Consider the following 21,531-nt stretch of genomic DNA (forward strand, 5'->3'; position numbering starts at 1 on the left):
CGAATGCCACCGACGAACGTCCGCCTCGACGACCTCATCAACGCCATCACCTCGGTCCACTCCGACGCCCTCGAGCAGCTCCAGGACGCCGTGCTCGCCGCCGAGCACCTCGACGAGGTCGCCGATCACCTCATCGGCCACTTCGTCGACCAGGCCCGGCGCTCCGGGGCGTCGTGGACCGACATCGGCAAGCGCATGGGCGTCACGAAGCAGGCCGCCCAGAAGCGGTTCGTGCCGAAGGGGTCCGGCGAGATCGACCCCGAGGAGGGCTTCAGCCGCTTCACCCCGCGCGCCCGCAACGTCGTGGTGAAGGCCCAGGAGGAGGCCCGGTCGGCGGAGAACGCCGAGATCACCCCGGCGCACCTGGCGCTCGGGCTGCTCCACGAGCCGGAGTCGCTCGCGGGCGTGACCATCACGGCCCTCGGGGTGGCGCCGGAGACGATGCGCCGCACGCTCGTCGGCACCCTGGCGCCCCGCTCCGACGAGATCGGGGCGCTCATCCCGTTCGACGCGGCGTGCAAGAAGGTGCTGGAGCTGACGTTCCGCCAGGCGCTGCGGCTCGGGCACAACTACGTCGGCACGGAACACATCCTGCTCGCGCTGCTCGAGCACGAGGACGGGGCGGGCACGCTCACCGGCCTCGGCCTGGACCGCGAGGCCGTCGAGGGCCACGTCGTCCGCACGCTCTCGATGCTGAGCGGCGCCCCGGAGGACCCTCAGACCCCGTAGATCCTGCTCGGCGTCACGAGCACCGCCGCCCGCCGCTCACGGGCCATCGTGGCGTCGTATTCGATCCAGTCGTCGTGTGTCCCGCCGGCGGCGGTGAAGACCTCGCGCAGCAGGGCGGGAACATCAGCGACCCCGGTGAGGGCGTCGTCCGGCCCGGCGATCTCGGTGGAGCCCTCGACGGTCGTCCAGCGCCATCCGGCGCGCACCGTCACCGTCATCCGCGGCCGGGCGCGGAGGTTCGCGAGCTTCACCGATCCGCCCGCCGCCACGAGCGCCACGATCGGCGTCCCGTGCACCGGGTGGTCCATCACACCGGCGTTGACGACGGACGACTGGATCGAGCCGTCGGCCCGCGCGGTCGACACCACGACCAGGAAGTGCTCTCCGGCGGCCCGCTCGCGGAAGTCGTCGAGGTCCATGGCGTGAGCCTGGCACGCGCTCAGTCGAGAGCGAAGCCGAACGGGAGCTCCAGCCGGTGGGCGCGCAGGAAGTCGGCGTCGGCGAGCAGGTCGCGGGTCGGGGCGTCCGCGACGACGACCCCGCCGTCGATCACCACCGAGCGCGGGCAGAGCTGCAGCGCATAGGGCAGGTCGTGGGTGACCATGAGCATCGTCCGGTCGAGCCCCAGCAGGACCTCCGCGAGCTCGCGGCGCGCGACGGGGTCGAGGTGAGTGGAGGGCTCGTCCAGCACGAGGATCTCGGGGTCGCACGCGAGGACGGTGGCCAGGGCGGCGCGCCGGCGCTGTCCGCCGGAGAGGTGCATGGGCGACCGGTCGGCGAGCTCCGCCACGCCGACGGCCTCGAGCGCCTCCTTGACCCGCAGTGCCAGCTCCGGCTCGGTGACCCCGAAGTTCGCCGGCCCGAACGCGACGTCGTCGGCGACGGTCGGCATGAACAGCTGGTCGTCGGGATCCTGGAAGACGATGCCGACGCGGCGGCGGATCTCCTGCACGTGCTCGCGGGTGACCTCCATCCCGCCGACCCGCACGGTGCCTGCGCCCGCCCGGTGCACGCCGTTGAGGTGCAGCACCAGCGTCGTCTTGCCCGCCCCGTTCGGCCCGAGGAGGGCGACCCGCTCGCCGCGCTCGATGCGCAGGTCCACGCCGAAGAGGGCCTGGTGGCCGTCGGGGTACGCGAACGCCAGCCCCGAGACCTCGAGGGAAGGGACCGTCACCAGGCCCAGTATCCGGACATCGCGAGCAGCGCCGCCGCGACGGCCGGCACCAGGGCCACCGACCAGGTCGCCGTCGACGCGGACGCCGTGGTGAACGCCGGCATCGTCCCGGTGTAGCCGCGGGAGAGCATCGCGAGGTGCACGCGCTCGCCCCGCTCGTAGGAGCGCAGGAACAGCGCCCCGACCGAGCGCACCGTCGCCCCGAGCTGCCAGACGAAGCGCGGGTCGTGGCCGCGGGACACGCGCGCGAGGCGCATCCGCCGGGCCTCGGCGGCGATGACCTCGAGGTAGCGCAGCATCAGCGTCGCGATCACGCAGACCATCGACGGCACCCGCAGCCGCGAGAGCCCGGAGACGAGGTCGCGCAGCGGGGTGGTGGCGGCGAGCGTCACCGAGACGAGCACGCCGAGCGTGCCCTTGACCAGGATGTTCCACCCGGCGAGCAGGCCGTCGACGGCCAGGGACATCCCCATCCACTCGACCCGCGGGCCCGCCGCGAAGAACGGCAGCAGCACGGCGAGCACGACGAACGGCGCCTCGATGAGCGCCCGCGCCGCGAGCCACCCGGGCGGGATGCGGGCGACCGTCCACACCCCGACGAGCAGCAGGAACTGCAGCCCGAACACCGCGAACGCCTCGCGCGGCGTGGCCACCACCGCCAGCACGAAGACGAACGCCACCACGATCTTGACGTGGGCGGGCAGGCGGTGGACCACCGAGTCGCCGGCCCGGTAGAGCGGGTGGGCGTGACCGGCACCCACGGCTACTCGACCCGGCTGGGCGTCTCGTCCTTCGACGACCGCCGTCGCAGGACCCAGAACAGCCCCCCGGCCACGAGGAGCGTGACGAGCACGCCGATGACGCCGGCGATCCCGGTCGTGCCCTCGGAGCCGCCGACCGTGTAGTCGGCCAGCGGGCTCCCCGCGGCCGCGTGCTCGCCGGCGTTCTGCGCGATGCACGTCCCGCCGACGGGCTCGCCGGCCTCGTCGAGCTCGCAGCCGGAGACCGTCACGGCGTCGAGGCCGTCGGGGCTGCTGCTCGCGGCGTAGGAGACGACGCCGGCCAGCAGCAGGGCGACGACGAGGAAGCCGGCGTAGAAGGCGACGGGGAGCTTCTTCACGAGCGCACTCCCTGGTCCTTGATCGTCAGTGACGGCGCGGCGCCCCGCGTCAGGTAGACGAGGTCCGGGCGCACGGCGGCGACGGCGCCGACGGTGAGCGCGGTGATGATCCCCTCGCCGATGCCGATGAGGGCGTGGAACCCGGTCATCAGCCCGAACACGGTGCCGAGCGCCAGGCCCTGCCCGCCGATCGCGTACTCGAGCACGAACCCCAGCGACGCGACGACGGTGTTCACCCAGGCGGCGACGAACGCGACGACCACGAGGCCGCCCCGGCTGCGGGTCGCCAGGCGGCGCAGGGCCACCGCCACCCCGTAGCCGGTGAACGTGCCGATCAGCGCCATGTTCGTGATGTTCGTGCCGAGCGCGGAGAGCCCGCCGTCGGCGAAGAGGAGCGCCTGGAGCAGCAGCACGATCGACACGCAGATCGCCCCGACGTAGGGGCCCACGAGGATCGCGCACAGCGCGCCGCCGAGCAGGTGGCCGCTCACGCCCGGGAGGATCGGGAAGTTCAGCATCTGGACCGCGAACACGAACGCGGCGACGAGGCCGGCCATCGGCGCGGTGCGGTCGTCCAGGTCGCCGCGGGCGCGGACGACGCAGACGGCCAGACCGAGCACGGCCACCAGCCCGAAGATCACCGAGGTCGGTGCGTTCACGATCCCGTCGCTCATGTGCATGGCGACGAGGTCGGTGTGCGGTTCCACGACTCACCCCCGCGTCCGGCGTGGCGCCACCCGGACGGGCGACGCCGGTCAGTGTGTCGCAGGAAAGTCGTTGTCGCACTACTCCTGCGACAACCGAGTACTGGCCGAACGGAGGGTGTGCGCTGACCGTCGTTCTGTTCGCCCGGTTCGGGCATGCTGGCCTCGCGGCGAGCGAGGAGGGTCCCCATGGCACAGCAGCGGACGACGTGCGCGATCGTCGGTGGCGGGCCCGCCGGGATCGTGCTGGGCCTGGTGCTCGCGCGGGCGGGGGTCGAGGTCACCGTGCTGGAGAAGCACGGCGACTTCCTGCGGGACTTCCGCGGCGACACCGTCCACGTCTCGACGATGACGCTGATCGACGAGCTGGGCCTGTGGGACCGCTTCGCCGAGCTGCCGTGGAAGCCGATCGAGCAGGCGCGGGTGGTCCTGGACGCGGGCCCGGCGACGGTCGCCGACCTCTCGCGGCTCCCGGTCCGGCACCCGTTCATCGCGATGGTCCCGCAGTGGCACCTGCTCGACATGCTCGCCGCGGCCGCCGAGGAGGAGCCGACGTTCACGCTGCTGCGCCACGCCGATGTCATCGACCTGCGCCGGCGCGGCGGCCGGGTCACCGGGGTGCGGTGGCGCGACAGGACCCAGGACGCAGGAGACACCGAGCACGACCTCGCCGCCGACCTCGTCGTCGCCTGCGACGGGCGTAGCTCCCGCGTGCGCGATCTGACGGGCCTGCCGTTGCGCGACTACCCGGTCCCCATGGACGTGTGGTGGTTCCGGCTGCCGCGCGGGGAGGGCGACGACCCGGCGGGCGGGCTGGGGCGCGTCACCGAGGGCCGCTTCGTGATCATGCTCGACCGCGGTGACTACTACCAGGTCGCCTACCTCATCCCGCGCGGCGCGGACGCCGAGCACCGACGGCAGCCGATCCAGACGCTTCGCGACGACCTGCGGGAGCTGCACCCCTGGCTCGGTGACCGGGTCGACGGCGTGGCGTCCTGGGACGACGTGAAGCTGCTGCGCGTCACGCTCGACCGGTTGCGTCGCTGGTCGGCCCCGGGCGTGCTCTGCCTCGGCGACGCGGCGCACGCGATGTCCCCGGTCGGCGGCGTGGGGATCAACCTCGCCGTGCAGGACGCGGTGGCCGCCGCGCGCCTGCTCGCGCCGGTGCTCGCGGCCGCGCCCGCCGACCCGGCGGCGGTCGACCGCGCCGCGGCCCGCGTCCAGCGCCGGCGCTGGTGGCCGACCTGGGCGACCCAGACCGGCCAGCGCATCGCCCACCGCGGGGTCATCGCCGCGGTGCTCGGCGAGGGCGAGCAGGCGCCCGGCCGCGAGCGGTTGCCGCTGCCGCTGCGCCTGTTGCAGCGCGTGCCGGCGCTCCAGGTGGTCCCGGCGTACCTGGTCGGGGTCGGCGTGCTGCCCGAGCACGCGCCGTCGTGGGCGCGCCGGGACGCTCAGCCGGCGAGCGCGAAGAACTCCAGCGCGTTGCCGTCGGGGTCGACGAACGAGAGCGCCCAGCCGTAGTCGGCCTCGACGACGCCGCTGTGCACGACCCCGATCTGGTCGAGGTGGGTCTGCCACGCGGAGACGGCGGCGCGGTCGGCGCAGGAGAACCCGACGTGGTCGAGGCCGGGCGCCACGACGTCGAACGTGTCGCCGGAGCGGGCGGCGTCGTGCGCGGTGAGCCCGAAGAGCTGCCCGCCGGCGAGCGCGAAGACCTTCCGCTCGAACGGTCCGTCGGACAGCGTCATCGCCGGCTCCACGCCGAAGAGGCGCTCGTACCAGGGCTGGCTCGTGGCCAGGTCGGTCACCGAGAGCGCGACGTGGGAGATGGAGGGGAGTTCGGGCACGGCGCCAACCTAGTCCGCGCGGACCGGGAAGTGGATCGGCCCGCGCAGCACCGTCGCCACGCGGGGCACGATCTTGCCGGCGGGGCGCAGGCGCGGCATCCGCTCGGCGAGCATCTCCAGCGCGACCTCGCCCTCCATCCGGGCCAGGGCGGCGCCGAGGCAGTAGTGCGCGCCGCCGGAGAACGCCAGGTGCGTGGTGGTCTGGTCGCGACGGAGGTCGAAGCGGTCGGGGTCCGGGTGCGCGGCCGGGTCGCGGCCCGCGCTCGCCAGCAGCACGAGCACCCCCGAGTCACGGCGCAGCCTCCGGTCGCCGATCTCCACGTCCTCGTGCGCGAACCGCGCGGTGAGCTGGACCGGCGGGTCGAAGCGCAGCGTCTCCTCGACGGCGCCGGCCGCGAGCGCGGGGTCGGCGGCGAGGTCCTCCCAGGTGCCCGTGGCCTGCAGCGCGCGCACGGCGTTGCCGACGAGGTTGGTCGTCGTCTCGAAGCCGGCGACGAGCAGCAGCTGGGCGAGCGAGACGAGCTCGTCGAGGGTCAGCGTGTCCTCGTCGAGGGCGGCGACGAGCTGGGAGATCACGTCGTCGCCGGGGTCGGCGCGGCGGCGCTCGACGAGGTCGGCGAACAGCGCCCGCAGGTCGGCGGTGGCCCGGGACAGCGCGTGCGCGTGGCGCACCGAGCGGACGCCGTCGAGGGCGGCGCCCAATGCCCGGCCCCAGCGGGCGAAGCGCGGGGTGTCGACGTCGGGGATCGCGAGCAGCTCGGCGATGACGCTGATCGGCAGGGGCGCGGCGAGGTCGGTGGTGAGGTCGAAGGTCCCGCGCGAGGCGGCGTCGTCGAGCAGGCGGCCCGTGACGGTCCGGGCCGTCTCGCGGTACTGCGCGAGGCGCTTCGGGGCGAACGTCGGCTGGGCGAGGCGGCGCAGCCGCGTGTGGTCGGGGGCGTCGAGGGCGAGCAGCGAGAGGTCGATCGGCTCGATCAGCGCGGTGCCCGGGTCGGTGGGATCGGGACCACTCGCCGAACCGGCGTCGTCGGTCGGGTCGAACGGCATCCGCCCGTCCGCGAGGCGCACCCCGAAGCGGCGGTCGCGCAGGACGGCCGTGCAGGCCTCGTGCGTGGCGACGGCGTTGATGCCGGTGCGGCTGCGGGCCACGCCGCCCGTCTCCGCCGCCGCGGCGCGCAGCCGGGCGTAGGTCGGGTAGGGGTCGAGGCGCCACGGCCGGTGCATGAGCCGGGCGACCGGGTCGCCGCGCAGCGCCAGGGCGAGGCCACCGGCGCGCATCGCGGCGATGCGCGTGCCCAGGCGGAGGTCCGCGCGCCACCGCGGCGTGGCCCGCCGTGTCACGGACGGGGGTGCCTGATCCGTCGTCACTCTGTCGTCGCCTCCTCGGACGGGCGGCGGGTACCCGCCGTACCGTGGCGCACCGGTCCGACCACCGGTGCGGAGCGTCACGTCCGGTCCGCTGGACCGGGCAGGACCCGGCGCGGAGGGTGAGAACGGACGGCCCCACGATGCCACCGGGCCGCCGACGGGACCGACACGACAGGAGGCGGGACGTGACGAGCACCAGCGCGGCTCGACGCCCGTCCACCGAGGGCGCCACCGATCCGGTCCGCCTGCTCCGGTCCTGGGCGCCCGGCGCGGGCTCGTGGTTCTCCGGTCCGCGCGGCGCGATGCTCACCCGCGGCGTCCGCGCCCGCCCGCCGTCGGCCGACCCGGACGCCGTCCTGGCCTGCCTGCGCGAGGTCGGCACACGATCGGGATCGCCCGCGGTGGCGGTCGGCGCGCTGCCCTACGACGCCACCGCGAGCGCCCATCTCGTCGTCCCCGAGCACGTCGAGCGCGCCGGCGCGCTCGGCGCCGTGCTGACCGCCGAGCAGGCCCACGCCCCGGTGACCGGCGTCGCCCGGCCGGTGCCCGAGACCGCGCGCTACGAGGCGATGGTCGCCGACGCCCTGGCGCGCATGGAGGCCGGTCCGCTGGAGAAGGTCGTGCTGGCCCGGACGCTCGAGGTCATCGCCGACCGGCCCGTCGACACCGTCCCCATGCTGCGCGCGCTGGCCCGTCGCGACCCGCGCCTGTACCTGTTCGCCGTCGACCTGCCCCCCGCGCGGACGGGCACCCCGCGGACGCTGCTCGGCGCGAGCCCCGAGCTGCTGCTCTCCCGGGACGGAGACCGCGTGACGGTCAACCCGCTGGCCGGCTCCGCCGCCCGGTCGACCGATCCCGCCGAGGACCGCGGCCGCGGCGAGGCCCTGCTCGCCTCGGCCAAGGACCGGCACGAGCACGCCCTCGTCGTCGACGACATCGTCGAGCGCCTGCGTCCCCTCGTCGACGACCTCGAGGTGCCCGACGGCCCGTCGCTGGTCGCGACCGCGACGCTGTGGCACCTGTCGACGACGCTGCGGGCGCGCGTCGCCGACACCGAGGTCTCCGCGCTGCACCTCGCGCAGGCGCTGCACCCGACCCCGGCCGTCTGCGGCGTCCCGCGCGCCGACGCGGCGGCCGCGATCGACGAGATCGAGCCCTTCGACCGCGGCTTCTACACCGGCACCGTCGGCTGGACCGACGCGCGCGGCGACGGCGAGTGGGTCATGGCGCTGCGCTGCGGCGAGGTGGAGGGCGACCGGGTCCGGCTCTGGGCAGGCGCCGGCATCGTGCCCGCCTCGTCCCCGCCCGACGAGCTCGCCGAGACCACGGTGAAGCTGCGGACCCTGCTCGATGCGCTGGGTCTCGACGAGGGCTGAGTGGAGACCTGGGACGAGCTGCGCGGCGGCCGCGAGCTCCTGCGTGACGACGACCTGCTCGTGCTCGACAAGCCCGCGGGCTGGTCGGTGATGGGCGAGCGCCACGACACCGACGTCGTGCGCCTGGCGCGCGACGCCGGCGAGACGCTGTGGCCCGCGCACCGGATCGACAAGGTGACCTCGGGGCTGGTGCTGTTCGCGCGCCGGCTGGAGGCGCACGGCGACCTGACCCGCCAGTTCGCCGACCGCACGGTCGCGAAGACCTACCTCGCCGTCGCGACGGGCACCGGCCTGCCCGAGCGCGGGACGATCGAGCTGCCGCTGTCGGTGGGCCGCAAGAACCGCGTGCGCATCGCGGCGCCGCGCGAGGCGATCACCCGCGACGGTGACGCCTGGACGGTCCCCGACGACGCCGTCCTGTCCGGCGACCACTACCCGTCGACGACGGCCTTCGAGCGCCTGTGGGTCGGCGACGAGCGCACCCTGCTCGCGGTCACGCCTACGACGGGGCGCCGCCACCAGATCCGCGTGCACCTCGCCTGGATCGGCCACGCCCTCGTCGGCGACCCGCTGTTCGCGAGGAACCCGCCGACCCGCACCGGCCTGCACGCCTGGCGTCTGGCCTTCACCGGCCCGGACGGCACGCGCCACGAGCTCGAGGCGCCCCCGGGCGGGGACTTCCGCGAGCTCGCGCCGGCGTACGACTTCTCGTAGAGACGCTTCGGTTTCCGAAGCATCTCCAGGAGGTGGCCGTCGGTCAGGCCAGCGCCTCGGCGAGGTTCTCGATCGTCGCCCGCATCTCGTCGGGCGTCACCTCGCGGATCCGGTCGAGCAGCGCGGGATCGGTGACGTCCGCCCAGTCGTGGTAGTGGGTCACGGCGGTGCGGTCGTCGCTGTCGGACGCGAGCTCCCAGCCCCAGACGTGGCCCGACGGCCGCTCGCCGGGCTTCGCCGGCATCCAGGCCAGGGCACGGTCGGGCTCGTAGCGGACGACGTGGTTCTCGACCCGGTAGTTCCCGCGGGTCGGGTTCTCCATCTCCATGACGAACACGTCGCCCTCCTCGGTGATCGCGAGGTGGGTGTGGGAGGCCCGCACCGTCCCGCTCCCGTCGATGTCGGGGTGACGGTCGGGGTCGGCGAGCAGGGCGAAGACCCGCTCGACGGGGGCGTCCACGGTCGCGGAGACCGAGATCTGGGTGTCGCTCACACCGTCGATCGTGTCAGGTCCCCCGGCGGGGTACTCGGGGCGCATGGGCACCCCGGAGAGCACCCCGGAGATCACACTCCACCGCGGCGACATCACCGCCGCCGAGGTCGACGCCGTCGTCAACGCGGCGAACTCCGGCCTGATGGGGGGCGGGGGCGTCGACGGGGCCATCCACCGGGCCGGCGGCCCGGCGATCCTGGAGGCGTGCCGCGAGCTGCGGCGTACGACGCTGCCCGACGGCCTGCCGACCGGGCAGGCGGTCGCGACCACCGCGGGGAACCTGTCGGCGCGGTGGGTGATCCACACCGTCGGTCCGGTCTACGCGAAGTCCCAGGACCGCTCGCACCTGCTCGCCTCGGCCTACCGCGAGTCGCTGCGGGTGGCCGACGAGCTCGGAGCCACGACGGTCGCCTTCCCCGCGGTGTCGGCCGGCGTCTACGGGTGGCCGCTCGACGACGCCGCCCGGATCGCCCTGACGGCCGTGCGCGAGGCGAAGACTGCCGTGCGCGAGGCGCGGTTCGTCCTCTTCAGCGACGAGGTCTACGAGGCATTCGCCCGGGCGGCCCAATCGATGGGGTGAATCGTCCCAGCGTGTCCGGAGCGCTTGCTCCGACGACGTGCCAGACCCACAGCGGTTGCGTCACGAACCGGTGTAGGTGACGTGCGACGGACCACTGGAACGGTCCGTGACCCCGCCGTCACCGGGTCGTTGTGCCCCACAGATCGCCGGTGAAAACCCGCGGTCCTCCCGTCCGGGCAGCGGACGGGGGTGTGCGGCGAGCGAGGGGCAGGACGCATGTCGGGTAGGCATCGCAGGGGGGCGCATCGCGGGGTGCCGACCGGACGGGTCGCGGTCTCGGTGGCCGCCGTCGGTCTGGGCGTGCTGCAGCTGGGCGGGATCGCCTCGGCCGCACCGGCAGCCGGCGGCGGCGGCGGGATCGACGGGACGTCGTGCACCGACGCCCGCATCAAGGCCTGCGTCGACCTCTCGGAGAACCGTGCCTGGCTGCTCGACGGCCAGGGCAACGTCGTCCACGGGCCCGTGGTCAACAGCCACGGCTCCGAGGGCCACGAGACCCCGACCGGCGACTTCGTGATCCAGCGCAAGGAGCGCCACCACGTCAGCCGGGAGTACGAGGGCGCGCCGATGCCGTACGCCGTGTTCTTCGACAACAGCGGCCGGGCGTTCCACGGCGGCAGCACCGAGCGTCAGTCGGCCGGGTGCGTGCGGCTCGGCATGGAGGACGCGAAGCAGTTCTTCGAGCACCTGAACCCGAACGACCGGGTCCAGATCGTCGAGTGAGCCCGTCCGGGCGCACCGATCCCGATCGGTGCGGCCGGACGCGACGGGACGAGGGGCACCCGAGGGGGGTGCCCCTCGTCCCGCCGTGTGTCAGGCCCTTGGTTTCAGGCCCGGGGTGTCAGGCCCGGCGGCGCAGCACCAGCGCCACGGCGCCGCCGACCACGACGACCGCGATGACGACGAAGACCCACGCGGGCATCCCGCCGCTCCCGGTGTCGGGGCCCGAGGAGGCCGCCGGCGAGGGCGGCACGGAGCCGTCGGAGTGACCCGAGTGGTCGGCCGGGGCCGCCTGGGCGGGAGCGCCGGTCGTCGCCGCGCCGGCGGGTGCGGACGGCGTCGTGAGGTCGAACGTCACCGAGCCGCTCACCGGGTGGCCGTCGCTGGAGACGACCCGGTAGCCGATCTCGTACTGCCCGGCCTGCGGCAGCGCGCCGACGGGCACCGAGACGACCTTGTCCCGGACCGTCACCGCACCCTGCTCGCGGTGGGCGCCGTCGGGGCCGACGACGGTGAGGGCGGCGCCCTCGGGCTGCGGGGTCTCGTCGAAGGTCACCGAGACCTGCGTAGGCGCGGTCGGGACGGTCGAGCCGTCCGCGGGGTCGCTGCCGGTGATCACGTCGTGCGCGTCGGCCGTGCCCGCGGTGAGCAGGAGGACGGTCAGGGCGAGCAGTCCGGTCACCAGGACGGCGAGCGGACCTCGACGGTGGGTGCGGGCGGACGGGGTCCGCGGTGTGGGCATGAGGGGGTCCTTCCGGGTCGGGGTGGCGTCGCGGCGCGGACCGGGCGGGAGCCGGTCCGGTGCGGCGACGGCGGACCGCGACGCGGGTGGTGCCCCACGGCGTCCCGGCGGACCCGGACGGTGGTCGTCGGTCGTGCGGCCACGGGCGTCGCCGCGGCCGGAGCGGGCGGCGGCCCGTCGAGCAGGCGGGCCCAGACGGCGACACGTCGCAGGTGGCGGCGGGCGGCGCGGGCGAGGGCGCGGTCGGCGTGGACGATCCCGCCGGCGACCAGCACCGCGACGGCCAGGTGCGCGACGACCATGCCCGGCCCGGCGCCGACACCGGGCGCGTGGTGGTCGTGGCCCGGGGTGTCGCCCGGTAGCGCCAGGTGGAGGGCGAGCTGCCCGCCGGCGAGGACGACGGCGAGCCGGGCCACGGAGTGCGGGCGGGCGCCCAGCAGGGCCGTGCCCAGCGCGACCGCGCCGACGACGGCGACCGCGGGCGGGCCTGCGAGGACGGGCCCGCCGGCCTCCCCGTGCGCGGCGACCCCGAGGACGGCCGCGACGACACCGAGCAGCACGGCGCGCGCCGGGGTCGCTCGGTCGGGGGTCACGGGCCTCCACGGTAGCCCGCTCCGCAGGGTGCTCGGGCTCCCCTCGGTACGTGGGAACTCTCCGCCCCTCCGAGGGCGGAAAGTTCTCACATGGCGCGGACGAAGGCGGCGATCTCGGCGACGGCCTGGAGCGAGGTCCGGGGCGTCAGGGTCGCGGTCGCGACGTAGCCGTGCGCGGCGCCCAGGTAGCGGGTGTGGCGCACCGGCACGCCGGCCGCGTCGAGGGCCTCGACGTAGCGCTCGCCGTGGTCGCGCAGGGGGTCGTGCTCGGCGGTCTGCACCAGCGCGGGCGGGAGGCCGGCGAGGTCGGCACGCAGCGGTGAGGCGTACGGGTGCGTGCCGTCGGCGCCCGCGAGGTAGAGCGTGTGGAAGCCGCGGATGTCGGCGGCGGAGAGGATCGGGGCGACGGGGATCGCCCGCTCCGAGGGCAGCACGTCGACCATCTCGGTGCCCGGGTAGACGAGGACCTGCGCGGCGATCGCCGGGGCGTCGAGACCGTCGAGCCGTCGGTCGCGGGCCATGAGGCACACGACCGTCGCGAGGTTGCCGCCCGCGCTGTCGCCCATGACCGCGACGCGCGCGGGGTCGATGCCCCAGGCGCGGGCGTCGGCGACGAGCGCGGCGACGGCGTCGTAGCAGTCCTGCGCGGGCACCGGGAACGTGTGCTCGGGCGCCAGGCGGTAGTCGACGGAGACCACGACGACCGAGCCCTCGCGGGCCACGTGCGCGCAGAACCACTCGGACTGGTCGAGGTCGCCCTGCACGAACCCGCCGCCGTGGAAGTTGACGACGACGGGCGCCGGGGAGGCGCTGTCCGCGGGCCGGTAGACGCGCACCGGCAGACCCCCGGGCACGGCGGCGGTTGGGCAGGCGGGCGTCGATGATCGTCACGTCGCGGGGCGCCGGGCCGATGACGGCACGGCCGAGCGGGCCGTGCTGCAGGCGCAGCACGGCCTCCCGGGCGGCGGGCACGGCGGCGGGGGCCAGGTGGGCCACCGAACCGCCGAGCCGGCGGCGCAGGGCACCGAGGAGACGCAGGCCGAGGGGGAGGCGCACGCCGGGGAGCCTCGTCCACCGGACGTGCGCCCGTCACGTCGGGCCGCGGGCGTCACACCTGGGCGGTCACCGCGACGTCGATGTTGCCGCGCGTCGCCTTCGAGTACGGGCACAGCTCGTGGGCGCGGCCGGCGAGGCGGTCGGCGGTCTCCTGGTCGGCACCGGGCAGGTGGACGGTCAGCCACACCTGGAGCCCGAAGCTCTTGGCGTCCGGCCCGATCCCGACCTGCGCGTCGACGCTCGAGGAGTCGACGTCGACCTTCTCCTGGCCGGCGGCCAGCTTCAGGGCCTGGTGGAAGCAGGCCGCGTAGCCGGCGGCGAAGAGCTGCTCGGGGTTGGTCGCCCCGCCCGGCCCGCCCATCTCCTTGGGCATCGCCATGTCCTGGTCGATGATGCCGTCCGACGAGCGGACGTGGCCGTTGCGGGCGTCGCCGGACGAGGTGGCCTCGGCGGTGTACTTGATGTCCATACGACCCGGCATACCCACGTGAGCGGAATTCGCGGCTATAGCCGTGAAAATCACTCACGGGGCCAGGCGGGGGCGCGCTTCTCCAGGAACGCGCCGATGCCCTCGCGGCCCTCCGGGGAGAGCCCGCGCTCGCCGATGCTCGCGGCCTCGGCGTCGAGGTGGGCGTCGGTGAGCACGCCGCCGGCCCGGCGCACCAGCCGCTTCGTCGCGGCGAGCGCCTCGGACGGGCCGGCCGCGATCCCCTCGGCGATGCCGTCGGCCGCGAGGCGCAGGTCCTCGTCGGCCACGACGCGGGACGCCAGGCCGCAGGCCAGCGCCTCGGCGGCGCCCATCGGCGCGTTGGTGAGGAACATGTCCATCGCCCGCGCCCGGCCGACCGCCGCGGGCAGCAGGGCGGTCATGCCGCCGTCGGGGGTCAGCCCGATCGCCGTGTACGCCGGCCGCAGCCGGGCGCCCGCGCCGAGCACGATGAGGTCCCCGGAGAGCGCCAGCGACAGCCCGATGCCCGCCGCCCAGCCGTTGACGGCGACGACCACGGGGGCCGCGAGGTCGAGCAGGGCGCGCTGACCGGCGTGGATGGCGTCGGCCAGCTCGGAGAGGCTGCGGTCGGGCTCGGCGGCGAACCCGGAGATGTCGCCGCCGACGCAGAAGTTCGCGCCCTCGGCGACGATCTCGACGCAGCGGGCGTCCCGCGCCGGGCCGGACAGCGCCGCGAGGAACTGCCGGCCGAACGCGTGGTCGACGGCGTTGTGACGCTCGGGGCTCGCCAGCACCAGCCGGCACACGCCGTCGGACTGCTCGACCCGGATCCGTTCGGGGTCACTCACGGGCTCTCCCCTCGTTGCGCACGGGCCCGGCGATGCTGCCACGCTCGACCCCACCAGCACCGGCCGAGATGATCGAGGGGCGACAGACGTGCCCGACCTGCACATCCCCGCCTCCGCGGGCAGTCACCAGTCCGCGTTCCTCGCCGTGCCCCCGGTCGGCGACGGCCCGTTCCCCGGCGTCGTCGTCCTGCAGGACGCCTTCGGCCTGCGGGGGACGCTGCGCGAGCACACCGAGCGCCTCGCCGCCGCGGGCTACCTCTCGGTGGCGCCCGCCCTCTACACCGCCCGCGGCGGCGGACCCCGCTGCATCGCCGCGACCATGAAGTCGATGACCACGAACACCGGCCCGGTGTTCGACGACATCGAGGCCGCGCGCCGCTGGCTCGCCGGCCGTGAGGACTGCACGGGCCGCGTCGGCGTCATCGGCTTCTGCCAGGGCGGCGGCTTCGCGCTCATCTCGGCGGCGCGCCACGACTTCGCCGCCGCCGCCCCGAACTACGGCCGGGTGCCCGACGACGCCGAGCGCGAGCTCGAGGGCATCTGCCCCGTCGTCGCGAGCTTCGGCGGCAAGGACCCGTCGCTGAAGGGCCACCCCGAGCGTCTCGAGGCGGCGCTCACCGCCCTCGGCGTCGAGCACGACGTGCGCACCTACCCGGACGCCAACCACAGCTTCCTCGAGCCGATGCCGCCGCCGCTGGCGGTCTTCGGGCTCGGTCTGCACCGCCCGTCGGCCGAGGACGCCTGGGGCCGCATCCTGCGGTTCTTCGACACACACCTGCGGGAGACGTCGTGACCGAGCCCCTCGAGAGCTACCTCATCGACATGGACGGGGTGCTCGTCCACGAGGAGAACGCCCTGCCCGGGGCCGACGACTTCATCCGCCGCCTCGGCGAGGCCGGCAAGCAGTTCCTCGTGCTGACCAACAACTCGATCTACACCCCGCGTGACCTGCAGGCGCGCCTGCACGCGAGCGGCATCGACATCCCCGCGACGTCGCTCTGGACGAGCGCGCTCGCGACCGCGCAGTTCCTGAACGACCAGCGCCCGTGTGGCAGCGCGTTCGTCGTCGGCGAGGCCGGGCTGACCACGGCCCTGCACGACATCGGCTACATCCTCACCGACCGCGACCCCGACTACGTCGTCATCGGCGAGACCCGGACGTACTCGTTCGAGGCCATCACCCGCGCGATCCGGCTGATCCAGGGCGGGGCCCGCTACATCGTCACGAACCCCGACGCGACGGGCCCGTCGCCCGAGGGCACGCTGCCCGCCGCCGGTTCCGTGGCCGCGCTGATCACCCACGCGACGCGCAAGGACCCGTACTTCGTCGGCAAGCCCAACCCGCTGATGATCCGCGCGGGCCTCAACACCGTCGGCGCGCACTCCGAGACCACCGCCATGATCGGCGACCGGATGGACACCGACATGGTGGCCGGCATGGAGGCCGGGCTGCACACGATCCTCGTGCTCTCCGGCGTGACCGACCCCGCCGAGATGGACCGCTACCCGTACCGCCCGAACCAGGTGGTGCAGAGCGTCGCCCACCTGGAGGTGGGCGTGCGGGGCTGACCGGGTACTTCGCGGACATGCCCGAGGACTTCGAGGATCTGCCGTCGACGCTGCAGCGGTCGCCGGAGAGCGCGCGCAAGACCTACGCCGAGGCGAAGGAATCCGCCGAGGGGACCTACGGCGCCGGCGAGCGCGCGAGCCGCACGGCGTACGCGGCGCTCAAGCACACCCACGAGAAGGTCGGCGACCACTGGGAGCCCAAGGAGGAGAAGGGCCCGTCGGACTCGCAGGCCCAGAGCGGCGGCCCGAACCCGAGCGGCGAGTCCGCGGGCGGGGTGGACGCCAACGCCAGCAAGGAGCACCTCTACGAGCGTGCCCAGCAGCTGGGCGTCGAGGGCCGCTCGGACATGACCAAGGACGAGCTCGTCGACGCCCTCCAGAAGGAGAACGACCGGCAGACCCGCAGGTCCCGGGGTGACTGAGCCGGCGGCCGAGTCCGTCGAGCCCCTCGACACCCCGACGACCCCCCGCCCCTCGCTGGGCTGGCTCGAGCTCGGCGTCGCGGCCCTGTCCTACGTGGTGGTCCAGCTGGCCCTGGCCGTCGTGGCCGGCCTGCTCTCCGAGGGCGTCCCGCCCGCCCCGGTGCTCGTGGCGATCTCGGGCGTCTCGGCGCTCGCGGCGGTCGCGATCGCGCTCTCGCTGCGGGTGCGCTCGTTCGCCGCCGTCGGGCTGGTCCGCGTCCCCGTGCGCACGGTGCTCGTCGGCGTCGGACTCGGCGTGATCGTGTGGCTGGTCTCGCGCGCCCTGATCCTCGCCTACGTCGCGATCACCGGGGACACGTCGGACCCGCAGGCCGCGCTCACCCTCTTCAGCGGCCCGGTGGCCGCGACGCTGGTCGTCCTCATCGGAGGGCTCGTCGTCCCGCTCGGTGAGGAGCTGCTCTTCCGGGGCGTGGGCTACGGCGTCCTGCGACGCCTCGGGTACGTCGTCGCCGTCGTGCTCTCGGCCGGGGTGTTCGCGCTGGCCCACGGGCTCAACGTCGTGTTCGCCGCCGCGCTGCTGCTCGGCGTCGTCAACGCCGTGCTCTACGAGCGCACCGGCTCGATCTGGCCGCCGGTGGCCGCGCACGCGACCTTCAACCTCATCTCGTTCGCGCTGGTGCTGGCGGTCGGCGGCCAGACCTGAGGCGGGGGCTCAGGACGCCGCGAAGGGGTCGAAGCCGAACTTGATCGCTGTCTGGTCGCGTCGCACCGTCACGACGCCGGCGGCGTCCTGGGTGTCCAGCTGGCACAGCAGCCGGACGAGACGGTGCGCGGCTCCGTGGGGCTCGTCGTCCGTCTGCGCCAGCGTGCGGTGCGACGCCCCGACGTTCCACTGCGACGAGGTACCCGCACCCTGACTGACCGCGATCGCGACATCGAGGAGCCAGCGTGCCGGCTTGCCGGAGAACGCTGTCGTCTGGTGGGCGAGGACCTCGACGACCTGATCGGCCCGCACCAGCCCGTGGTCCTGGGTCTCGATCCACACCTGGTTCAGCGTCATGACCCACCTTCTCGCTCCGGGCAACGCCTCCCGGCGGGAGCCGGGCCGACGTCCGGAACGACCCGTGTCGAGGAAGGGTCGGCGTACCGCCGTGGGGTCGGTCGTTCCGGTCGGCTCCGGGTTCCCGCCGGGAGGGCCATCCAGTAGCAGGGACTGTTGATCGAATCGCGTGACGGGTGGCCATCACCTCCTCGCCGGGACGGTGGTCGTGTGCGGGTGCGCCGGAGGTGCCCGGGTCCGGGGGACGGGTCGTCGGCGGCGACCCCGAGCCGTGTCGACCGGGAGCAGGTCCCTGCCCGCGAACCTCCCGCGGGACGACCTCCGCGCGGGCTCACGGCGGGCCGTGGGGCCGCGCCGTGGAGGTGGCGCGGGAGGCACGGGCCGTTCCTCGCCCCAGGGTTGCTCGGCCATCACGATCGCGACGAACTCGGCGTCGAGCACGGCCTGGTCCACGGCGGGCCCGCCCTCGATCACCACGAGGGGCTCAGGGGCCGGGACACTCCCGCGACCGCGTCGCGGTGTCTCCCCGAGGCCCCGCGCCTCGTCGAACACGTCGACCGTCATGACGAACACTCCTCCGGTCGCCACTCTCACCGGTTCCAGCGCTCTCGCCGCGATCTGCGAGATATCTACAACTGTAACTAGAGCTTTTCGCTGGTTCAACCCCGAGATTCGTCGCGGTGGTCGTGGCGGGCCGAGTCCCGTTGCCGGCGCGCGGTGTCCCGTTCGTCGAGCGCGGTGTCCCGCTCGCGGCGGGCCCGGTCGCGCTCCTCGGTGGTGGCGGCGTGCCGCGCGCGCTCGTCGGCGAGGTCGGCGCGCAGATCGAGGATCTTCGCGGCGCTGGCCAGGGTGTGGCCGTTATCGGTCAGCTCGCGCAGTGCGACGACCCGGGCGAGGTGGTTGCGGGAGTAGCGCCGGTGCCCGCCCTCGGAACGGGCCGGACTGACCAGTCCCGCGGAGTCCAGGCTCCGGAGGAACGCGGCGGTGACCCCGAGTAGCTCCGCGGCCTGGCCCATGCCGTAGGCGGGCTGGTCGGGATCGTCCAGACGGTCCAGAGTCATGCGTCGCCTTCTCCCACCGGGCGTCCGGGCCGCACGGTACCCGGGTCCGGCACCCGGGCGGAGGAACCCGGGTGGGCCGACGGTCCGGGTCGAGCGCCTCGCTCCTGCGGTGCATGAGTCCCGGCTCGACCGGCCCGACGTGGACGTGGTGGTCGGTCGGCTCCTGGACGAGGCGTACCCGGGAGCTCGAGGTGGAACCCCCGGCCCCATGAGCACAGCCACCGACGTCGAGACCGCCATCGAGATCCACGACCCCGCGACCGGGGAGTTCGTGGGCAGCGTCCGCCCCGCGGGCCCCGACGAGGTCGACGCGGCCGTGGGCCGGGCCCGCACCGCCCGCGACGCCTGGGCCCGCACGGCGCCCGGCGACCGCGCAGGCCTGGTGCGCGACGCCGCCGGGGCGCTGCGGGGCGTCGCCGAGGAGTTCGCGCGCCTCAACGAGACCGAGACCGGGCGGCCCTACGACGACGCCCTGGGCGGGGTGCTGGCCGCGGCCGGCACGCTCGAGCAGTACGCCGAGCTGGGCCCGCTGCACCGGGGGCGCTCGCTGCAGGGCTCGTGGGACGCGACCGACCTCATGGTCCCCGAGCCCCGCGGGGTCGCCGCGGTGATCACGCCGTGGAACGACCCGGTGGCCGTGGCGGGGGGCCTGATCGGTGCGGCGCTCGTCACCGGCAACACCGTCGTGCACAAGCCCAGCGAGCGCTGCCCGCACCTCGGGCGCCGCTTCGCCGAGCTCGTCGCGTCCTTCCTGCCCGAGGGCGTCCTCGAGATCGTCGACGGGGCGGGCCCGACGGGCGCCGCGCTGTCCGGGCACCCGTCGATCGACCTCATCGCCCACGTCGGCTCGATCAACGCCGGGCGCGCCATCCGCCAGGCCGCCGCCGGCACCGGCGCGCACCTCCTGCTGGAGAACGGCGGCAACGACCCGTTCGTCGTCGACGCCGACGTCGACCCGCGCTGGGCCGCCGAGCAGGCGGCGCTGGGCTCCTACGCCAACGGCGGCCAGGTGTGCGTCTCCGTCGAGCGCATCTACTGCGCCGCGGCGATCGCCGAGCCGTTCCTCGACGCGCTGGCCGAGGAGGCCGCGCGCTGGGTCTACCGCCCCTCGGCGGCCGGCGAGAAGGCCCTCGGCCCCGTGGTGGACCGCCGGCACCGCGAGCACGTCCACTCCCACGTCGCCGCGGCGATCGAGGACGGCGCGCGGGTGCACGCGGGCGGGTTCGTGCCCGAGGGTGAGGGCGCCTTCTACCCGGCGACCGTGCTCTCCGGACTGACGCCGGCGATGACGATCCTGCGCGAGGAGACCTTCGGGCCGGTGGCGCCGGTCCGGGTGGTCGAGGACTTCGCGCACGGGCTCGCCGAGGCGATCGACGACCCGCACGGACTCGCCGCGACCGTGCTCACCGGCAGCATCGCCCACGCCCAGCAGGCCTGGCGCGAGCTCCCCGTCGGCACCGTGAAAATCAATGCGGTGTTCGGTGGTGCGCCGGGCGGGGCGGCCGAGCCGCGCGGGGTGTCGGGGTCGGGCTTCGGCTACGGCCCGGAGCTCCTCGACGAGATGACCACCACCAAGGTGGTCCACTGGTCGCCACTTCCGTGAGCACTTGTTGACACTGAGTACGTGTTGATCGAGGCGTGACCCCCGGACGGGTGCTGTCGTTACCCCGACGTGACCAATGACGACGACGCCGTCACGGCCGCCGCACCGACGACCGCACTCGCCCGGCCGGCCCGTCCGCGCCCGGCGCCGCGGTGGCCGCTGGTGCTCAGCCGGTCGGTGCTCGGCGTCGCGGCCACGGTCACGGGCGTCCTCGGGGTCGGCGTCGCGACCGGCGCGACGCCGATGCTGTCGATGGTCGCCGGACCCCAGGCCTCGCTCGCGGTCCCGCCCCCGCCCGTCGTGCCGGTGCTGGGCCCGCCGCCGTCGGTCGAGGCGACGACCACGGACACCAGCGGGACGACGACCCGCACGACCACGCGCTCACCGCGCCGGACCGTGGACGACGAGACCACCACCGCACGCCGGACGACCCGCCCGACGCCGGTCGTGCCCGTGGTCCCGGAGCCCGAGCCCGTGGCCCCGGCGCCGGTCGAGCCGCCCGCCGGTGGTGGCCAGAACGGCGGCGGTGGCCAGGGCGGGGGCAACGGCGGCGGCCAGAACGGCGGCGGCGGTCAGACCGGCGGCGGCGGCAACGGCGGTGGTGGCGGCGGCCAGGGTGGCGGTGGCGGCGGCCGGGGCGGTGGCGGTCAGAACGGCGGCGGCCAGGGTGGCGGTGGCGGCCAGGGGGGCGGCCAGGGTGGCGGCGGTACTCAGCAGCCGCGCCTCACGACGGGCGCCGGCTGACCGGTCCTGCGACGAACTTCGGTGACGGGACCCGCGCTGAGCGCGGGTTCCGCCACCGACGTCGAGGTCGGCTACCTCAGCGCACGAGGGCGACGAGGTCGCCCGGGAGCTGCTCGAGGGTCCGGTCGACCTGGTCCTCGGGCAGCCACTCGCGCAGCAGGTGCAGCACCTGCTCCACCTGGTGCTCGACCTTCTCGGCGTCCACGGACGTCACGCGCCCCGAGACCGCGTCGACGAAGGCGTCCTTCGTGACGGAGCGGGCCTGGTCGTCCTTCGGGCGCTGGGCGCGCAGCTCGGCGGAGAGCTCCGGGGGCAGGCTGACCGTGAGGTCCTGCGCGAGGCCGGAGCTGATGGCCTTGCCCAGCTCGTTCAGCGTGGCGCGGACCAGCACCTCGGCCTCGGACTGCGTCTCCAGCCCGACCCGGCGCTGCACCTGCCCGGTGAACGCCGCGAGCGTCGCGCTCGAGCGCGCCGGGTTCGGGTCGTCGGGGTTCTCGTCGGACTGCACCGGCGGGGTGGTCATGTCTTCTCGTGCCTCCAGCTCGTGAGTGCTTCTTCTC

General features: G+C 74.8%; 28 protein-coding genes. 12 read left to right on the forward strand and 16 right to left on the reverse strand.

Annotation, left to right across the window (positions count from 1 at the left end):
• Positions 1 to 3 precede the first annotated feature (3 nt).
• On the forward strand, positions 4 to 729 hold the full coding sequence (locus ACQPYN_RS03805) for a Clp protease N-terminal domain-containing protein (protein WP_433033657.1): 726 nt from the start codon (positions 4 to 6) through the stop codon (positions 727 to 729).
• Here ACQPYN_RS03805 and ACQPYN_RS03810 read toward each other — a convergent pair.
• Genes ACQPYN_RS03810 through ACQPYN_RS03830 form a run of 5 tightly spaced genes read right to left on the reverse strand, consistent with a single transcriptional unit; the run spans position 717 to position 3,703 of the window.
• Complete coding sequence (locus tag ACQPYN_RS03810) at positions 717 to 1,148, reverse strand: TIGR03618 family F420-dependent PPOX class oxidoreductase (RefSeq protein WP_433033660.1); 432 nt, start codon at positions 1,146 to 1,148, stop codon at positions 717 to 719. The two genes, ACQPYN_RS03805 and ACQPYN_RS03810, sit on opposite strands and share 13 nt — an antisense overlap.
• Positions 1,149 to 1,168: 20 nt before the next feature.
• Positions 1,169 to 1,906, reverse strand: coding sequence for an energy-coupling factor ABC transporter ATP-binding protein (locus tag ACQPYN_RS03815; RefSeq protein WP_274196176.1), 738 nt, complete (start codon positions 1,904 to 1,906; stop codon positions 1,169 to 1,171).
• Positions 1,900 to 2,664, reverse strand: coding sequence for a cobalt ECF transporter T component CbiQ (gene cbiQ, locus ACQPYN_RS03820; RefSeq protein WP_433033662.1), 765 nt, complete (start codon positions 2,662 to 2,664; stop codon positions 1,900 to 1,902). Before cbiQ ends, ACQPYN_RS03815 begins: the two co-directional genes overlap by 7 nt.
• 2 nt (positions 2,665 to 2,666) lie before the next feature.
• The gene (locus ACQPYN_RS03825) at positions 2,667 to 3,023 is read right to left on the reverse strand and encodes a PDGLE domain-containing protein (protein WP_433033665.1); all 357 of its coding nucleotides are present in this window, start codon (positions 3,021 to 3,023) and stop codon (positions 2,667 to 2,669) included.
• Positions 3,020 to 3,703, reverse strand: a complete 684-nt coding sequence (locus ACQPYN_RS03830) for an energy-coupling factor ABC transporter permease (RefSeq protein ID WP_433038701.1) — start codon at positions 3,701 to 3,703, stop codon at positions 3,020 to 3,022. The genes ACQPYN_RS03825 and ACQPYN_RS03830 overlap by 4 nt, the downstream gene beginning before the upstream one ends.
• A gap of 213 nt (positions 3,704 to 3,916) precedes the next feature.
• Between ACQPYN_RS03830 and ACQPYN_RS03835 the strand changes: the two genes are divergently transcribed.
• The gene (locus ACQPYN_RS03835; protein ID WP_433033668.1) at positions 3,917 to 5,248 is read left to right on the forward strand and encodes an FAD-dependent oxidoreductase; all 1,332 of its coding nucleotides are present in this window, start codon (positions 3,917 to 3,919) and stop codon (positions 5,246 to 5,248) included.
• Here ACQPYN_RS03835 and ACQPYN_RS03840 read toward each other — a convergent pair.
• Together ACQPYN_RS03840 and ACQPYN_RS03845 are read right to left on the reverse strand one after the other, a co-directional pair.
• Positions 5,179 to 5,574 (reverse strand): VOC family protein, encoded by a 396-nt coding sequence (locus ACQPYN_RS03840; protein ID WP_433033671.1) that lies wholly within the window; start codon positions 5,572 to 5,574, stop codon positions 5,179 to 5,181. The two genes, ACQPYN_RS03835 and ACQPYN_RS03840, sit on opposite strands and share 70 nt — an antisense overlap.
• A 9-nt stretch (positions 5,575 to 5,583) precedes the next feature.
• Complete coding sequence (locus tag ACQPYN_RS03845; protein WP_433033674.1) at positions 5,584 to 6,942, reverse strand: cytochrome P450; 1,359 nt, start codon at positions 6,940 to 6,942, stop codon at positions 5,584 to 5,586.
• 185 nt (positions 6,943 to 7,127) lie between these two features.
• Here ACQPYN_RS03845 and ACQPYN_RS03850 point away from each other — a divergent pair, with 185 nt between their 5' ends.
• Both ACQPYN_RS03850 and ACQPYN_RS03855 read left to right on the forward strand, forming a co-directional pair.
• Positions 7,128 to 8,318 carry an isochorismate synthase gene (locus ACQPYN_RS03850; RefSeq protein WP_433033677.1) on the forward strand — a complete coding sequence of 397 codons (1,191 nt, stop codon included), beginning with the start codon at positions 7,128 to 7,130 and terminating at the stop codon, positions 8,316 to 8,318.
• Positions 8,319 to 9,032 carry an RluA family pseudouridine synthase gene (locus ACQPYN_RS03855; RefSeq protein WP_433033680.1) on the forward strand — a complete coding sequence of 238 codons (714 nt, stop codon included), beginning with the start codon at positions 8,319 to 8,321 and terminating at the stop codon, positions 9,030 to 9,032.
• 43 nt (positions 9,033 to 9,075) lie between these two features.
• Here ACQPYN_RS03855 and ACQPYN_RS03860 read toward each other — a convergent pair whose 3' ends face one another.
• On the reverse strand, positions 9,076 to 9,525 hold the full coding sequence (locus ACQPYN_RS03860) for an SRPBCC family protein (RefSeq protein ID WP_433033683.1): 450 nt from the start codon (positions 9,523 to 9,525) through the stop codon (positions 9,076 to 9,078).
• A gap of 43 nt (positions 9,526 to 9,568) precedes the next feature.
• Between ACQPYN_RS03860 and ACQPYN_RS03865 the strand changes: the two genes are divergently transcribed.
• Together ACQPYN_RS03865 and ACQPYN_RS03870 are read left to right on the forward strand one after the other, a co-directional pair.
• Complete coding sequence (locus ACQPYN_RS03865; protein WP_433038703.1) at positions 9,569 to 10,105, forward strand: O-acetyl-ADP-ribose deacetylase; 537 nt, start codon at positions 9,569 to 9,571, stop codon at positions 10,103 to 10,105.
• A 252-nt stretch (positions 10,106 to 10,357) separates the two neighbouring features.
• Positions 10,358 to 10,828 carry a L,D-transpeptidase gene (locus tag ACQPYN_RS03870; RefSeq protein WP_433033686.1) on the forward strand — a complete coding sequence of 157 codons (471 nt, stop codon included), beginning with the start codon at positions 10,358 to 10,360 and terminating at the stop codon, positions 10,826 to 10,828.
• A 118-nt stretch (positions 10,829 to 10,946) separates the two neighbouring features.
• On the opposite strand, the gene ACQPYN_RS03875 is transcribed toward ACQPYN_RS03870, so the two are convergent.
• From ACQPYN_RS03875 to ACQPYN_RS03895, 5 genes are all read right to left on the reverse strand, one after another.
• Positions 10,947 to 11,507: a copper resistance CopC family protein gene (locus ACQPYN_RS03875; RefSeq protein ID WP_433033689.1), complete on the reverse strand. Its 561-nt coding sequence runs from the start codon at positions 11,505 to 11,507 to the stop codon at positions 10,947 to 10,949.
• Positions 11,504 to 12,160 carry a hypothetical protein gene (locus ACQPYN_RS03880; RefSeq protein WP_433033692.1) on the reverse strand — a complete coding sequence of 219 codons (657 nt, stop codon included), beginning with the start codon at positions 12,158 to 12,160 and terminating at the stop codon, positions 11,504 to 11,506. The genes ACQPYN_RS03875 and ACQPYN_RS03880 overlap by 4 nt, the downstream gene beginning before the upstream one ends.
• Before the next feature lie 86 nt (positions 12,161 to 12,246).
• Positions 12,247 to 13,014, reverse strand: a complete 768-nt coding sequence (locus tag ACQPYN_RS03885; RefSeq protein ID WP_433033695.1) for an alpha/beta hydrolase — start codon at positions 13,012 to 13,014, stop codon at positions 12,247 to 12,249.
• A gap of 254 nt (positions 13,015 to 13,268) precedes the next feature.
• Complete coding sequence (locus ACQPYN_RS03890; protein ID WP_433033698.1) at positions 13,269 to 13,685, reverse strand: organic hydroperoxide resistance protein; 417 nt, start codon at positions 13,683 to 13,685, stop codon at positions 13,269 to 13,271.
• A 50-nt stretch (positions 13,686 to 13,735) separates the two neighbouring features.
• On the reverse strand, positions 13,736 to 14,512 hold the full coding sequence (locus ACQPYN_RS03895; protein ID WP_433033700.1) for an enoyl-CoA hydratase/isomerase family protein: 777 nt from the start codon (positions 14,510 to 14,512) through the stop codon (positions 13,736 to 13,738).
• Positions 14,513 to 14,600: 88 nt separating this feature from the next.
• On the opposite strand from ACQPYN_RS03895, the gene ACQPYN_RS03900 reads away from it, so the two are divergent.
• From ACQPYN_RS03900 to ACQPYN_RS03915, 4 genes are read left to right on the forward strand one after another with little or no spacing between them, the layout of a single operon-like run.
• A complete protein-coding gene (locus ACQPYN_RS03900; protein ID WP_433033703.1) occupies positions 14,601 to 15,305 on the forward strand; it encodes a dienelactone hydrolase family protein in 705 nt (234 codons plus the stop codon).
• Positions 15,302 to 16,081, forward strand: a complete 780-nt coding sequence (locus tag ACQPYN_RS03905; protein WP_433033706.1) for an HAD-IIA family hydrolase — start codon at positions 15,302 to 15,304, stop codon at positions 16,079 to 16,081. The genes ACQPYN_RS03900 and ACQPYN_RS03905 overlap by 4 nt, the downstream gene beginning before the upstream one ends.
• A gap of 17 nt (positions 16,082 to 16,098) precedes the next feature.
• On the forward strand, positions 16,099 to 16,503 hold the full coding sequence (locus tag ACQPYN_RS03910) for a ChaB family protein (protein WP_433033709.1): 405 nt from the start codon (positions 16,099 to 16,101) through the stop codon (positions 16,501 to 16,503).
• Entirely contained in the window at positions 16,496 to 17,206 is a 711-nt protein-coding gene (locus ACQPYN_RS03915) for a lysostaphin resistance A-like protein (RefSeq protein ID WP_433033711.1), read from the forward strand. Before ACQPYN_RS03910 ends, ACQPYN_RS03915 begins: the two co-directional genes overlap by 8 nt.
• Positions 17,207 to 17,215: 9 nt before the next feature.
• Here ACQPYN_RS03915 and ACQPYN_RS03920 read toward each other — a convergent pair whose 3' ends face one another.
• Positions 17,216 to 17,563, reverse strand: coding sequence for a hypothetical protein (locus ACQPYN_RS03920; protein WP_433033714.1), 348 nt, complete (start codon positions 17,561 to 17,563; stop codon positions 17,216 to 17,218).
• 659 nt (positions 17,564 to 18,222) lie between these two features.
• A complete protein-coding gene (locus tag ACQPYN_RS03925) occupies positions 18,223 to 18,624 on the reverse strand; it encodes a helix-turn-helix domain-containing protein (RefSeq protein WP_433033717.1) in 402 nt (133 codons plus the stop codon).
• A gap of 208 nt (positions 18,625 to 18,832) precedes the next feature.
• Here ACQPYN_RS03925 and ACQPYN_RS03930 point away from each other — a divergent pair, with 208 nt between their 5' ends.
• Both ACQPYN_RS03930 and ACQPYN_RS03935 read left to right on the forward strand, forming a co-directional pair.
• On the forward strand, positions 18,833 to 20,227 hold the full coding sequence (locus ACQPYN_RS03930; protein WP_433033719.1) for an aldehyde dehydrogenase family protein: 1,395 nt from the start codon (positions 18,833 to 18,835) through the stop codon (positions 20,225 to 20,227).
• A 69-nt stretch (positions 20,228 to 20,296) separates the two neighbouring features.
• The gene (locus ACQPYN_RS03935) at positions 20,297 to 20,971 is read left to right on the forward strand and encodes a hypothetical protein (RefSeq protein WP_433033721.1); all 675 of its coding nucleotides are present in this window, start codon (positions 20,297 to 20,299) and stop codon (positions 20,969 to 20,971) included.
• Between the two features lie 76 nt (positions 20,972 to 21,047).
• On the opposite strand, the gene ACQPYN_RS03940 is transcribed toward ACQPYN_RS03935, so the two are convergent.
• Entirely contained in the window at positions 21,048 to 21,494 is a 447-nt protein-coding gene (locus ACQPYN_RS03940; RefSeq protein WP_433033724.1) for a DUF2267 domain-containing protein, read from the reverse strand.
• Positions 21,495 to 21,531 lie beyond the last annotated feature (37 nt).

Origin of the sequence: Actinomycetospora sp. CA-053990 (genome assembly GCF_050948445.1) — a bacterium.
GTDB classification, from domain to species: domain Bacteria; phylum Actinomycetota; class Actinomycetes; order Mycobacteriales; family Pseudonocardiaceae; genus Actinomycetospora; species Actinomycetospora callitridis.

What these genes read in the sequence shown, in the direction of transcription:
- ACQPYN_RS03925 (WP_433033717.1), bottom strand. Translation starts at nt 18,624, where the DNA reads ATGACTCTGGACCGTCTGGACGATCCCGACCAGCCCGCCTACGGCATG.
- ACQPYN_RS03835 (WP_433033668.1), top strand. Translation starts at nt 3,917, where the DNA reads ATGGCACAGCAGCGGACGACGTGCGCGATCGTCGGTGGCGGGCCCGCC.
- ACQPYN_RS03865 (WP_433038703.1), top strand. Translation starts at nt 9,569, where the DNA reads ATGGGCACCCCGGAGAGCACCCCGGAGATCACACTCCACCGCGGCGAC.
- ACQPYN_RS03920 (WP_433033714.1), bottom strand. Translation starts at nt 17,563, where the DNA reads ATGACGCTGAACCAGGTGTGGATCGAGACCCAGGACCACGGGCTGGTG.
- ACQPYN_RS03805 (WP_433033657.1), top strand. Translation starts at nt 4, where the DNA reads ATGCCACCGACGAACGTCCGCCTCGACGACCTCATCAACGCCATCACC.
- ACQPYN_RS03810 (WP_433033660.1), bottom strand. Translation starts at nt 1,148, where the DNA reads ATGGACCTCGACGACTTCCGCGAGCGGGCCGCCGGAGAGCACTTCCTG.
- ACQPYN_RS03890 (WP_433033698.1), bottom strand. Translation starts at nt 13,685, where the DNA reads ATGGACATCAAGTACACCGCCGAGGCCACCTCGTCCGGCGACGCCCGC.
- ACQPYN_RS03940 (WP_433033724.1), bottom strand. Translation starts at nt 21,494, where the DNA reads ATGACCACCCCGCCGGTGCAGTCCGACGAGAACCCCGACGACCCGAAC.
- ACQPYN_RS03910 (WP_433033709.1), top strand. Translation starts at nt 16,099, where the DNA reads ATGCCCGAGGACTTCGAGGATCTGCCGTCGACGCTGCAGCGGTCGCCG.
- ACQPYN_RS03830 (WP_433038701.1), bottom strand. Translation starts at nt 3,703, where the DNA reads ATGCACATGAGCGACGGGATCGTGAACGCACCGACCTCGGTGATCTTC.
- ACQPYN_RS03930 (WP_433033719.1), top strand. Translation starts at nt 18,833, where the DNA reads ATGAGCACAGCCACCGACGTCGAGACCGCCATCGAGATCCACGACCCC.